Raw genomic sequence first — 12,208 nt, 5'->3', positions numbered from 1 at the left:
GTGGTTTACCGCGCGACCTCGATCGCAGCCTCGGCGACCCAGCCCTTGGTGCCGAGTTCGTCTTCGACCTCCCAGAAGCCGTCCTGCTTGGTCCCGGTCGGATAGAGCAGCGCGCCCGGATCGAGCGACTTCAGTACCTTCGACTTGAGCGATGCCGCCGCGTACATCCGGCCGGGGCGCTTCATCGAGACGGCCTTCGCCGCCTGCTGCTGGCTCGCGAATTGCCCGAGCTGGCCGCCGAGTTCGCCGATCATCTTGGTGTAGGCGTCGAGATAGGCGAGCGCGATGACCTGCCCGATCTCGGTATTGTCGTAGCCCGACGCACCGCCCGCCGCGAGGCCGCCGCCGCCGAAGATGCCACCCGCTCCGCCCCAGCCGAGATCGGTCTTCTTCGACTGGCCCTCGGCGACGAATTCCTCCGACGACTTGTTGTTGACGATGTTGAGGACGACGTTCGCCGAGCGCTTCTTGACGTTGATCCCGCCGATCAGCCCGCCGACCGACCCGCCGAGCATACCGCCGATCAGGCCGCCGACGTTGAGGCCACCTTTGTTGCCATTGCCGGTGACGATGTCGGGAATGACGGTGAAGTCGGCTTCGACCATCTGGCCCTTGCCGATCGTCCCGCCGCGCCGCATCTCGCCGCCGGCATTGAGCGCGCGCTCGCGCTCCATCGCCGCCATGCCGGCCTGGCTGCGGTTGACCAGCCGGAAGCAGTGCGACTTCTGGATGTAGACACGGATCAGTGCTTCGGGCGAGCCGAGGCCGAGGCCGCCCCACCATTTCGTCTCGGGCTCCGACACCGCGATCGTGCCAAGCGGCTTGGCGCAGACGGGCAATTCGTTGGTCGCGCGGGCGCGCGTCGCCTCCGCCGTTTCGCTTTGCGTCGATTTGATCTGAGCAAGCGCCGGAGATGCCAGCGCGACGAGCAACGCCCCCGCCACCGCGCGCGCGGCTACCGTCGAAACCATGTGTATTTCCCCCTTTAACCCCGCGTCGGCATAGCGCAATCAAGCACCGCTTTCCACAACCTATCGACCGGTGTTAGCAGCAGGGCATGACCGACGCCGATATCATCGCCGAATTCCGCGCCGCCGACGCGCTCCTTGAGGGGCATTTCATCCTGTCGTCGGGGTTGCGCTCGGCGCGCTATCTCCAGTGCGCGCGGGTGCTGATGGACCCAGCGCGAGCGGCGCGGCTGTGCGCCGCGCTCGTCGCCAAGCTGCCGACGGCGGTGCGCGAAAGCGTCACTGCGGTGGTGTCGCCAGCGATGGGCGGGGTGATCGTCGGATATGAGGTCGCGCGCCAGCTCGGGGTCGCCTCGATGTTCGTCGAGCGGCCGACGGGAACGTTCGAACTGCGCCGCGGCTTTGCGCTGACGCCGGGAGAAAAGGTGCTGATGGTCGAGGACGTCGTGACGACCGGGCTGAGCTCGCGCGAGGCGATTGTCGCCATCACCGCGGCCGGGGGCGAGGTCGTCCACGCCGCGTGCCTCGTCGATCGCAGCGACGGGGCTGCCGACGTCGGCGTGCCGCTGACCGCGTTGCTCGGGCTCGCGGTGCCGAGCTACGCCGCCGACGCGCTGCCCCCCGAACTCGCCGCGATCCCAGCGGTCAAGCCGGGCAGCCGCGCGGCATGAGGCTGTTCCTTCTCGCCGCGCTCGTCGCCAGCGGCGCCGGAGCCAAGCCGCCGATTCCCGTCCCGCCCGGCGATGCGCTGCTCGACCGCTGCGCCGCGATCGAGTCGGTCGCAGGCGCGCTCAAGATCAGCGGGCAATATCTGCTCAGCGATACTATCGACGACTGCGGCAACCTCCTCGGACCGCAGGAATACCGCACGTCGGAGACCCCGTGGCGCTGGGCGTCGGTGACCAAGCAGATCGTCGCGGTCGCGGTGCTGCAGCAGGTCGAGCGCGGCAAGCTCGCCCTCGACACGCCGATCGCGGCGTATGTCCCGAAGCTCAAGGTCGCCAATGCCGACCGGATCACGCTGCGGATGCTGCTCCAGCACACCAGCGGGCTCCCGAATGTCGAGGAAGGCCCGGCCGATCCGCGCAAGGAAACCCTCGTCCAGTATCGCTACGACGCCCCCGCCCCGCCGCCGGGGATCAGCCCGATCTGCCTCGGCAAGGCAAAGGCCGAGCCCGGCGTGCGCTTCGACTATAATAATTGCGACACCGAAGTCGTCGGCGCGGTGCTCGAAGCCGTCACGGGGATGCCGCTCGCCAAGCTGCTCGACGCCGAGATTTTGGCCAAGGCTGGAATGACCGCGACAGTCCTCGTCGCACCCGGAGAGAAGCCGTCGGGACGCGTCGGCTATTTCCCCGACGGACGCGACGACGCATTCATCGACGTCGGCCGCTTCGGCGCGGCGGGCGCCGTCCGCGGGCCGCCGCGTGACCTCGCTAAATTCGATCGCGCGCTGATGACCGGCCAGCTCCTCAAGCCCGACAGCCGCGCCGAAATGGAGCGCGGCAATCCCAAGCTTGGTTACGCCGCGCTCGGCGTCTGGTCGTACACCGTCCCGCTCAAGGGCTGCGCGACGCCGCAAAAGCTCGTCGAGCGGCGCGGCGAGAACGGCGGCGTCCAGGTTCGCAACATCATCGCTCCCGAAAGGAACCTCGCCCTGATCGTCTTCACCGACCGCCCGTTCGACTTTGGCGAACCGTGGCAGGGCAAGGGCGGAACGTACGATTTGCTGTCAGCCGCGTTGTGCCCGGCATGACCGCTCGCGTCCGCCTCGGCGTCAATATCGACCATGTCGCGACCATCCGCAACGCGCGCGGCGGGCCGCACCCCGACCCGGTGCGGGCCGCGCAGCTCGCGGTCGCGGCGGGGGCGGATGGGATCACCGCGCACCTGCGCGAGGACCGGCGGCACATCTCCGACGACGATATCGTCCGCCTCGTGGCAGCGCTGACCGTCCCGCTCAACCTCGAGATGGCGGCGACCGCCGAGATGCTTCAGATCGCGCTCGCGCACGGCCCGCATGCGGTCTGCATCGTCCCCGAAAAGCGCGCCGAGCGGACCACCGAGGGCGGCCTCGACGTCCTCGGCAACCAGGCCGGCCTCCGCGCCTTCGTCGACCGGCTGACCGCGCGCGGCTCGCGCGTCAGCCTGTTCGTCGAGCCCGATCCCGACCAGATCGAAGCATCGGCGGCGATCGGCGCGGCGGTCGTCGAATTGCACACCGGGCGTTATTGCTACCTGACCGGCGACGACCAGACCGCCGAACTCGCGCGGCTGGCGAAGGCGGCGGCGTTGGCGACCGCGCGCGGACTCGAGGTCCACGCCGGCCACGGCCTGACCTTCGCCAACGTCGGCCCGGTCGCGGCGATCCCGCAAGTCGCCGAACTCAACATCGGCCACTTCCTGATGGGCGAGGCGGTGTTCGTCGGGCTCGACTTCGCGATCCGCGAGATGCGAACGGCGATCGACGATGCCCGCCCCCCCTCTCCTGCATGCTAGTCCTCGGTCTCGGCAACGACCTGACCAACATCGACCGGATCGCGGCGTCGATCGAGCGCTTCGGCGACCGCTTCATCAACCGCATCTTCACCCCCGTGGAAATCGCCAAGGCCGACCGCCGCCCGATGACCCGCGCGGGCACCTTTGCCAAGCGCTGGGCGGCGAAGGAGGCGTGCGCCAAGGCGTTAGGCACCGGGATTCGCGGCGGGGTATTCTTCAGCAACATGGGGGTCGTAAACCTGCCGAGCGGCGCACCGACTCTGGTGCTTACCGGGGGGGCGGCGGAAAGGCTGGCCAAATTGACCCCGGCGGGGCATAGCGCGGAAATTCATCTGACGATCACCGACGATCATCCCTGGGCGCAGGCGATCGTCCTGATCACCGCGAGGCCCGAATGAGCGAGACCCAAGTGACCGGCATCGGGACGGCGACTCAGCCGAAGAAGAAGGTCGATTGGGCGAGTGAAATCCGCCAGCTGATCGTCCTCGCCATCGCCGTCCTCGCGGTCCACAGCCTCATCGCCAAGCCGTTCTTCATCCCGTCGGAATCGATGCTGCCGACGCTGCTGACCGGCGACCGGCTGATCGTGTCGAAATACCCGTATGGCTATTCGTATCTGTCGCCGTCGCTGCCGATCCTGCCCGAAATGAAGGGCCGCCTGTTCGGCCGTTATCCCGAGCGCGGCGACATCGCCATCGTCAAGTCGCCGCGCGATCACGACGACTGGATCAAGCGCGTCATCGGCCTGCCCGGCGACACGGTGCAGATGAGGAACGGCGTGTTGTGGCTGAACGGCGTCGCGGTGCCCAAGGTGGCCGAGACCCCCGCCGACATCCGCGAATCTGCGAACACGACGTGTTCCGCGCCGCAGGTGATCCAGTATCGCTTCACCCGCCCGGACGGCGTCACCATCTGCCGCTACCCGCGCTTCCGCGAGACGCTGCCGAGCGGGCGCAGCTACGACGTCCTCGACCTTGGCGACACGCCGCAGGACAATACGCCGGCGATGATCGTTCCCGAAGGACATCTGTTCCTGATGGGCGACAACCGCGACAACAGCGAGGACAGCCGCTTCTCGAACCTCGTCGGCGGGCTCGACATGCTCCCGATCGAAAATCTCGTCGGGCGTGCCGAGTTCCTGACCTTCTCGCTCGACGGTTCGACGACACTTAACCCGCTGACATGGTTCGGCGCGTTCCGCCCCGGCCGCGCCTTCGTCTCGCTCCACCCGAAGGCCGGCCCGGTTCCCGTCGCCGCTCCCGCTCCGTGAGCGGCGGGATGAGGGGCCAAGTGAGTCTGGCCGTATGAGCGAAGACACCCAGGTTCCGCCGAGCCCGATCGAGCTGTCCGACCGCGGCCGCAGCGCACTGCGCGATGCCGCCATCTGGCTCGGCGTCGCCAGCGCGCTGTTCCTCGCGTGGCACCTCGCCTCGTCGCTGCTGTTGATCCTCGCCGGCTTCGTTTTCGCCGCCGGGCTGCAGGGCGGCGAGCACCTGCTTGGCCGCGTGATGCCGGGTCCTCGCGGGCTCCGTTTGGCGATCGTCGTCCTGGTCTTCGTCGCGGCCCTGTTCGGCTTCCTCTATTTTGCCGGCACCCAGCTCGCCGCGCAGTTTTCCGAGCTGCAGACGACGCTGATGCGCCAGAGCGACCGCCTGTCGACGCTCGCCAGCGAGTACGGCCTGAGCAGCGGCACCGGCGGCGATCCGATCGCGCAGCTGAAGGCACAGATCGGCGGCTCGATGGGGCGGATCATGACCTTCATCGGCGGCGCCGCGGGGGCGCTTGGCAGCCTCGTCCTGATCGTTACCTTCGGCATCTTCATCGCCATCGACCCGCGGCTGTACGAGCGTGGGGTCGAATGGCTCACCCCCGAAGCCAAGCGTCCGCAACTGCGGACTACAGTCGAGGCGATGGGCAAGATGTTGCGCCGCTGGGTTGCCGGACGGCTCGCACTCATGCTGTTCGAAGGCACGCTGATCTTTCTTGGCCTCTCGGTCGTCGGCGCGCCGCTGCCGTTGCTGCTCGGACTTGTCGCGGGCCTGTTCGCATTCATCCCGAACCTCGGTGCGATCGCGTCGGGGATCCTGATCGTGACGATCGGCTTTTCGGCGGGAACGACGATCGGGCTCGAGACCGTCGGCGTGTATCTCGTCGTCCAGGTTGCCGACAATTTCATCAACCCGCTGATCGAGAAGCGGGCGGTCGACCTCGCCCCCGCCGTCGTCCTCGGCGCGCAGCTGTTGTTCGGCGTCCTGTTCGGCATCCTCGGCGTGACGCTCGCCGACCCGATCATCGCGCTGATCAAGGTCGCCCTCGCCCAACGTCCAGTTGCCCCGGCGGAGCCCACGCGCTAGGTCGCCCCCGGGTCGCCAGGGGATCATCGATGCGCTTCATGACTGCCACTGTGCTGGCGGCGCTGGCCCTTGTGCCGAGCGTTGCGAACGCGCAGGCCGCTGGATCCGGGACCGCTCCGACGACCGAACCGGGTGCCGCCGACAAGCCCGCCGACGTTGCCGCCGACGCCGTGCCCGAACGCTTCGCGGTCCATGCCCAGTCGACCGTCGTCGGCCAGTACAACACCCCGTTCCGCTCGCCGTACGAAGGGCCGAACAGCTTGTCAGGCGGCGGCCAGTTCCGCGAGACCTTCGACCTGACGGGCTACGTCGGCGCTAGCCCATGGCACGGTGCCGAGATCTGGGCGAACGGCGAGGTCGACCAGGGCTTCGGGCTGCGCAACACGCTCGGTGCGGCGGGCTTTCCCTCAGCCGAAGCGTACAAAGTCGGTAAGGGAACGCCGTATTTCCGGCTGCAGCGCGCATTCGTCCGCCAGACGATCGACCTTGGCGGAGAAGCGGCGGCGACCACTCCCGACCTCAATGTCCTCGGGGCAACCCACACCGCCAACCGGCTGACGCTGACGATCGGCAAGTTCAGCGTCGCCGACGTCTTCGACCAGAATAAATACGCCCACGACCCGCGCGGCGACTTCCTCAACTGGACCACGGTCGACCTCGGCACGTTCGACTACGCCGCCGACGCGTGGGGCTATACCTACGGCGGAACGGCGGAACTCGCGGTCGGTAACTGGACCGGGCGCGCCGGGCTGTTCAACCTGTCGAAGATCCCGAACAGCGTCGATCTCGAGACAGACTTTCGCCAGTTCCAGGTGATCGGTGAAATCGAGCGGCGGGTGACGATCGGCGGCCATCCGGGCGCAGTCCGCCTCAACGGCTGGCTGAGCCACGGCAACTTTGCCAGCCTCGCCGACGCCATCGCTTACGGCGCAGCACACGGCACCGCCCCCGATCCGGTCCCAGTCCGCAAATTCCGCGACCGCACCGGCATCGGCATCAACGTCGAGCAGGAGGTCAGCGACACCGTTGGCGTCTTCCTCCGCGCCGGGCTTGGCGACGGCAGCAGCGAGGCGGTCGAGTTCACCGACATCGACCGCAGCGTGTCGGGCGGCGTGTCGATCAAGGGGTCGGGCTGGGGGCGCGACCACGACCGCGTCGGCGTGGCGCTGATCGCCAACGACATTTCGGGCGAGCGACGGCGGTATCTCGCGGCGGGGGGACTGGGGATTTTGATCGGTGACGGTAGGCTGGTGAATGCCGGGCCGGAGCTGATCGGCGAGACCTATTACGACGTCGCCGTGATCGGGCCGCTGCACTTTACGGCGGACGGGCAGCTGATCGTCAATCCGGCGTATAACCGCGACCGCGGGCCGGTGCCGGTGTTCGCGATGCGGGCGCACGCGCAGTTCTGAGGGCGCCGGGTTTCGGGTATCGCGGCAATCTACCCGCTAGTCGTCACCCCGGCGCAGGCCGGGGCCCAACTAACCGCACAACGCGAACTTCGGGGCTTGCACCACGATGGGCCCCGGCCTGCGCCGGGGTGACGGCCTACGCCAGTGACGGCCAAAGGTGCGGAGCGTCACGTCAGGGGGCAGCATCGCGCTAGCCGACCCAGAGAAGGATCGGCTTCCGCAAACCCCGCGCCCGACTACTTCCCCTGGACGCCCAGCAGTTCGATCCGGAACAACAGCACCGCGTTCGGGGGAATAACCCCGCCCGCACCCTGCGCGCCGTAGCCCAGCTCGGGCGGGATCGTGAAGTTGTAGACCGACCCGACCTTCATCAGCTGGACGCCTTCGGTCCAGCCGGGGATGACGCGGTTCAGCGGAAAAACCGCCGGCTGGCCGCGTGCGATCGACGAGTCGAACACGGTGCCGTCGAGCAATTTGCCCTCGTAATGGACCGCGACGGTGTCGGCGGCGGTCGGGGTCGGGCCGGTGCCCTCGGTTACGATTTCGTACTGGAGGCCGGATGCAGTGGTCTTCACGCCGGGTTTTCCCTTGTGTGCGCTGAGATAGGCGAGGTCGGCGGGACGCGCCGAATCGACCGCGCGCTGCGTCCCCGCCCAGACGAGGACGGCGACGACAAGCGCGAGAACGAGGGCGAAGCCGACCCACTTGCCGGCACCAGTGCCGGCAGCGGTCGCGGTCATTGTCTTACCGGACGCCGTCACGCTCGGCGCGCTTGCGCTCGAGCTTGCGGGCGCGACGGACGGCTGCGGCCTTTTCACGGGCGCGCTTTTCCGACGGCTTTTCGTAGTGGCGACGCAGCTTCATCTCGCGGTAGACGCCTTCGCGCTGCAGCTTCTTCTTGAGCGCGCGCAGCGCCTGGTCGACATTATTGTCGCGAACGATGATCTGCAAAGCCGGTCTCTCCATTCACGCCACAGACCTCAGCATGGCCCGGACTTGTCATAGGTTAGGGTTCGCCAGCGGACAGCCCACCGACGCGAGGCAGTGCGCTTAGCAGAAGCGCCGCCACCGGACAAGCGCGTACGGGCCGCATCGCCTTTCGCCGTGCCACGCGGTATCACGGTGCCATGACCGACGAAATCGCGCGCCCTGACGAAACCCTCGACGAGATCCGCCCGCGGCTGATCGCGGCGATGATCCCGCACGTCGCCTTCGACGGCTGGACCGCCGTTAGCGTCGCCGCTGGAGCAGCAGATGCGGGGATCGACCCTGACGTCGCGCACCTCGTCTTCCCGCGCGGCGCGGCGCAGATGGTCGACGCCTACACCGCGTATGCCAATACGCGGATGACCGCCGCGCTGACCGGCATCGGTAACATGAAGGTCCGCGAACGCATTGTCTTCGCCGTCCGCACCCGCTTCGAACAGGCCGAGGGCGAGCGCGAGACGGTCCGCCGCGCTGTCGCGATCTTCGCGCTTCATCCTGCCCTCAGCGCGAAGTCGACGTGGCGCACCGCCGACGCGATCTGGCACGCGTGCGGCGACACCGCGACCGACTTCAACCATTATTCGAAGCGCGCGATCCTCGGCGGCGTCTATGCCGCGACGTTGTTATACTGGCTCGCCGACGAGAGCGACGGTCGCGCCGACACGTGGGGCTTCCTCGACCGCCGCATCGCCGGGATCATGAGCTTCGAGAAGACCAAGGCGCGGCTAACGTCGGGGAGCGGCAACCGCCCAAGCATCGCGCAAATTCTCGGACGGCTGCGCTACCCCGCGGTCTAGCGCCTATTGCACCCCCGGCTCGCCGAGGTGCGCCGCCTTCCACTCCATCGACATGTGGATCCGCGTCCGCCCCGACGGGTGGTCGAAGAACACCGCCTCCTCGAACGGAGTCGGCTCGAGCTTGCGATACTGGCCAAGGCGGAGCGCCATCCGGGCGAAGCCGTCGGGCGCGCGTGACGCATTAATCCCGAAATAATCCGCCTGCGATTCGTGGAAGCGCGTCAGTGAATTGGTCACCGGGGTCAGGACGAGGAAGAACAATGCCAGCACGACGACGGCGACTGCGACCGCCGCCGGATCGGTGATCCCCCGCACGCCCCAGCCGGGATTGCGCGCAATCAGCGCCGGCACCACCGCCTGGACGGTGGCGAAGCCGATGACGATGATAACCCCGAAGCCGACCATCAGCGAGATCGAGTGGTTGAGGACATAGTGCCCGGTCTCGTGCCCCATCACCGACAGCGTCCCGGCGTCGTCGTGGAGGTTGAGCAGGTTGTCGTTGAGCGCGACCCGCGTCGTCGGGCCGAAGCCGGCGACGTTCGCCGACACCCGCTTAGTCTGTCGCGACGCATCGACGACGAGCACCTGCGTCACCGGCACACCGTTACCCTGAGCAAGCTTGAGGATCGACGTCCGCAGCGGCGAGTCGGCCATCGGCGTGTATTTGTTGAACAGCGGCTCGATGACGACCGGCAAGATCGTCAGCACGACCGCCATGACCACCAGCGTGAAGCCACCGGCATAAAGCCACCAGCGCTGCGGCGACCGGCGCACACCGGCCATGATCCCCATGACGATGAGCGCAGTGACCGGCACGCTGATCGCGAAATCCTTCGCCCAGTCGCCGAACCACTGGCCGAAATTCTGGTTCGACATGCCGTACTGATGTTCGCGCGCGAAGTCGGTGTAGATCGTCCACGGCAGTGTCGCCAGCGACGTCGCGGCGAGGAAGACAAGCGCCCAGACCAATGTCGCCAGCCAGCGCCGCCCGCCGGTGACGGTGCTGCTCCACCCCGACAGCCGCGCCGCCCAGCCGAGCCGGAGGAACGCCCACGCCACCCCCGCCCCGACGACCGCATTCCACAGGACCAGCCAGTAGCCGCCCTCGAAATACGCGTCGGACCGCGCCCGCGCCGCGCCGTTGAATGTCGCGAGATACGCGCGGGTAGCGGCGTCGGCGTCAAATGCCGGAGTGCCGACGGCGACGGCATCCAGAACAGCGGCGATCAGCATGCGTATTCCCCCGTAGTGTTCTGTGTTGCTAACACAGTCCATCTGCGGCGCAAACCCTACAGCCGGTAATGCGCGCCAACCGACAGCGTATAGCGTGGCGTCAGCTGGTAGCCGCCGACGCGCTGGTAAACCGGGACCTGGACGATCGTGTAGAGCGCCGCGCGCCGTCCGACCGCGACCGTCGCGCCGGGCGCGATCGAAACGAACTCGCCGCCGCTGTTCTCACGGTCGGAATTGACGCCGTGGTCGCGCTCGGCGAGGCGGGCGTTGACCTGGACCTGCGGCGTGATCCCGCGCCACCCGGTGAAGTGGAGCCCCGCCGACGCGGTCCCGGCGATCCCGGGCCGATACAGGTCGCGGTTGTCGAGCGGCAGCGTCGCCTGCGCCTGGAGGACGAAGTCGAACCCGCGCGCGAGCTGGCCGAAGTGATACGCACCGATCGTCGCGTCGATCGTGCCGGTACCCGGCTGGAGGCCGCGGTCGGTCGCCTCGCCGGTCGACGACCCGGCGATGAACTCCTCGCGGAAATTGCCGGTTGGAAGCTTGAGTCCGAACTGGATACCGGTGATGCCGGGGCCGCCGAATCCCTGCCACCGCCCGGTGACGCGGATGTCGCCGAGGCCGCCGGTGCGCGACGCGCTCGGCTCGGTGTCACCCGGCGAGACGGTCAGGTGGGGGCGGTAGACGAACGGAACCTGGACATCGACGCCCCAGACCGGGTCGAACTGGCGGTCGAGGATCGCGGTGACATAATGGTTGTAGGTGTAGCGCTCGATCTCGCGGTCGGCGGGCAGCGCGATCGTCTTGCCGTCGAGGACGCTGCGGCCGGCGCGGAGCTGCGTTTGCGGCACGTCGTCGTAGCGCAGGTCGAATGAGGTGCCGGGCTGGACGACGAGGCCCTGGCTCAACCATTCGGAGGTCAGGTTGCAGCCGCAACTCGAACAGGCGAGCGCGGGCGCGGCGGCGGCGAGACACAGCAGGGCGAGCCCGGCGGCGGGAGATTTGATCATAGGTCTGCTTTCGCTCACGGCGATGGCCCCGCGTGATCGCGGGCGGGCGCACCGTCGAATGTCGGGGGCACGGCCGGGGCCGCGCGGGGGTCTAGGCGGAAGCGAGCGCCGGGGGCCCGCGCGGCGGCGGACGGAGATGGTGGACGCGGAGGAGCGGCAGCGGCGCAAGCTCGATCGGCTCGACCGCCACGACCTGCTCCGGCGGCGCGACGAGCAAATGCGGCGCGGCAGCGTCGATCGCGACGGCAACGCCGCTGAAACCGCACGGTGCTTCGGACTTGCCCTCGGGCTTGGGCGCATGGCCGGGCGCGGCGACGCTGACCGCGCCGTGGCCGGTGCAGATGGTGAAGACGGTGCGGCCGCCGTCGCGGACCGGCATGAAGCCCGGCGGCACGAGGATCTGGACGCCGAGCGCGACCAGCGCGACCACGAGCGTCAGCCACGCCTGCGCGCGCAAGAGGGATCGGACCCGATTCACGCGGCGGGCGTATCGCCTGCGCCGCGCGGTGTCGAGCGTGACACTTGCGCCGAACGGCGGCGGCTGACCCTTCCCAAGCGTTGCGCTTACCGCTAATCATTCGCAATTGCGGATAGCGACGACAGGCGACGCCATGATCCAACGCCGAGCGACCCAGCGAACGACACGCTGCCAATGACTTCACGTCTTCACATCGAAGACCTTCGTCGCGGTGAGATCGCAACGATCGTCGCGATCGACCGCGACCGGGTCGACCCGGAAAATGCGCGCCAGCTCCACGAGATGGGCTTCGACGAAGGTGTCGATGTCGAGCTCCTCCACCGGGCCCCGTTCGGCGGCGACCCGATCGCCCTCCGCGTCGGCAATATGAGCGTCGCGCTGCGCAAGCGGCTCGCGCGGATGGTTGTCGTCGAACGCGCGATCGCCGCCGAGTGAACGCGCCCGTCCTCGACGCTTCCTTCGACACGCGC

At 68.2% G+C, this 12,208-nt stretch carries 15 protein-coding genes; 9 read left to right on the top strand and 6 right to left on the bottom strand.

The annotated features are described in order from the left end of the window. Positions 1-5: 5 nt before the first annotated feature. Positions 6-971 carry a CsgG/HfaB family protein gene (locus tag KZX46_RS09780; RefSeq protein WP_219776421.1) on the bottom strand — a complete coding sequence of 322 codons (966 nt, stop codon included), beginning with the start codon at positions 969-971 and terminating at the stop codon, positions 6-8. Between the two features lie 86 nt (positions 972-1,057). On the opposite strand from KZX46_RS09780, the gene pyrE reads away from it, so the two are divergent. The 7 genes from pyrE to KZX46_RS09745 are packed head-to-tail and all read left to right on the top strand — an operon-like array spanning position 1,058 to position 7,233. Continuing rightward, positions 1,058-1,639, top strand: a complete 582-nt coding sequence (gene pyrE / locus KZX46_RS09775) for an orotate phosphoribosyltransferase (RefSeq protein ID WP_219776420.1) — start codon at positions 1,058-1,060, stop codon at positions 1,637-1,639. Then, positions 1,636-2,724 carry a serine hydrolase domain-containing protein gene (locus KZX46_RS09770; protein WP_219776419.1) on the top strand — a complete coding sequence of 363 codons (1,089 nt, stop codon included), beginning with the start codon at positions 1,636-1,638 and terminating at the stop codon, positions 2,722-2,724. The genes pyrE and KZX46_RS09770 overlap by 4 nt, the downstream gene beginning before the upstream one ends. Next, the gene (locus KZX46_RS09765) at positions 2,721-3,467 is read left to right on the top strand and encodes a pyridoxine 5'-phosphate synthase (RefSeq protein ID WP_219776418.1); all 747 of its coding nucleotides are present in this window, start codon (positions 2,721-2,723) and stop codon (positions 3,465-3,467) included. Before KZX46_RS09770 ends, KZX46_RS09765 begins: the two co-directional genes overlap by 4 nt. Then, positions 3,461-3,865, top strand: a complete 405-nt coding sequence (acpS, locus tag KZX46_RS09760) for a holo-ACP synthase (RefSeq protein ID WP_219776417.1) — start codon at positions 3,461-3,463, stop codon at positions 3,863-3,865. The genes KZX46_RS09765 and acpS overlap by 7 nt, the downstream gene beginning before the upstream one ends. Continuing rightward, a complete protein-coding gene (lepB, locus tag KZX46_RS09755; protein ID WP_219776416.1) occupies positions 3,862-4,737 on the top strand; it encodes a signal peptidase I in 876 nt (291 codons plus the stop codon). The genes acpS and lepB overlap by 4 nt, the downstream gene beginning before the upstream one ends. A gap of 34 nt (positions 4,738-4,771) precedes the next feature. Further along, positions 4,772-5,821 (top strand): AI-2E family transporter, encoded by a 1,050-nt coding sequence (locus KZX46_RS09750; protein WP_216709005.1) that lies wholly within the window; start codon positions 4,772-4,774, stop codon positions 5,819-5,821. Positions 5,822-5,850: 29 nt separating this feature from the next. Beyond that, positions 5,851-7,233: a carbohydrate porin gene (locus tag KZX46_RS09745; RefSeq protein ID WP_226896208.1), complete on the top strand. Its 1,383-nt coding sequence runs from the start codon at positions 5,851-5,853 to the stop codon at positions 7,231-7,233. Positions 7,234-7,469: 236 nt separating this feature from the next. Here KZX46_RS09745 and KZX46_RS09740 read toward each other — a convergent pair whose 3' ends face one another. Together KZX46_RS09740 and rpsU are read right to left on the bottom strand one after the other, a co-directional pair. Further along, positions 7,470-7,973: an FKBP-type peptidyl-prolyl cis-trans isomerase gene (locus tag KZX46_RS09740; RefSeq protein ID WP_219776415.1), complete on the bottom strand. Its 504-nt coding sequence runs from the start codon at positions 7,971-7,973 to the stop codon at positions 7,470-7,472. Positions 7,974-7,977: 4 nt separating this feature from the next. Then, positions 7,978-8,184, bottom strand: a complete 207-nt coding sequence (rpsU, locus tag KZX46_RS09735) for a 30S ribosomal protein S21 (protein WP_004208618.1) — start codon at positions 8,182-8,184, stop codon at positions 7,978-7,980. 176 nt (positions 8,185-8,360) lie between these two features. Here rpsU and KZX46_RS09730 point away from each other — a divergent pair, with 176 nt between their 5' ends. Then, complete coding sequence (locus KZX46_RS09730) at positions 8,361-9,017, top strand: COQ9 family protein (RefSeq protein ID WP_219776414.1); 657 nt, start codon at positions 8,361-8,363, stop codon at positions 9,015-9,017. Between the two features lie 3 nt (positions 9,018-9,020). Here the strand turns inward: KZX46_RS09730 and KZX46_RS09725 are convergent, their stop codons facing one another. From KZX46_RS09725 to KZX46_RS09715, 3 genes are all read right to left on the bottom strand, one after another. Further along, positions 9,021-10,250, bottom strand: coding sequence for a M48 family metallopeptidase (locus KZX46_RS09725; RefSeq protein WP_219776413.1), 1,230 nt, complete (start codon positions 10,248-10,250; stop codon positions 9,021-9,023). A gap of 56 nt (positions 10,251-10,306) precedes the next feature. Further along, the gene (locus KZX46_RS09720; RefSeq protein WP_219776412.1) at positions 10,307-11,260 is read right to left on the bottom strand and encodes a transporter; all 954 of its coding nucleotides are present in this window, start codon (positions 11,258-11,260) and stop codon (positions 10,307-10,309) included. 91 nt (positions 11,261-11,351) lie between these two features. Beyond that, a complete protein-coding gene (locus KZX46_RS09715; RefSeq protein WP_219776411.1) occupies positions 11,352-11,738 on the bottom strand; it encodes a hypothetical protein in 387 nt (128 codons plus the stop codon). A 174-nt stretch (positions 11,739-11,912) separates the two neighbouring features. On the opposite strand from KZX46_RS09715, the gene KZX46_RS09710 reads away from it, so the two are divergent. Next, positions 11,913-12,173 carry a FeoA family protein gene (locus KZX46_RS09710; RefSeq protein ID WP_219776410.1) on the top strand — a complete coding sequence of 87 codons (261 nt, stop codon included), beginning with the start codon at positions 11,913-11,915 and terminating at the stop codon, positions 12,171-12,173. The last annotated feature ends 35 nt before the right edge of the window (positions 12,174-12,208 follow it).

The organism is Polymorphobacter sp. PAMC 29334 (genome assembly GCF_019431245.1).
In the GTDB taxonomy this organism is placed as follows: domain Bacteria; phylum Pseudomonadota; class Alphaproteobacteria; order Sphingomonadales; family Sphingomonadaceae; genus Polymorphobacter_B; species Polymorphobacter_B megasporae.
Note: the sequence above shows the minus strand (reverse complement) of the source record. Positions and strands in the feature narration are given on the sequence as shown.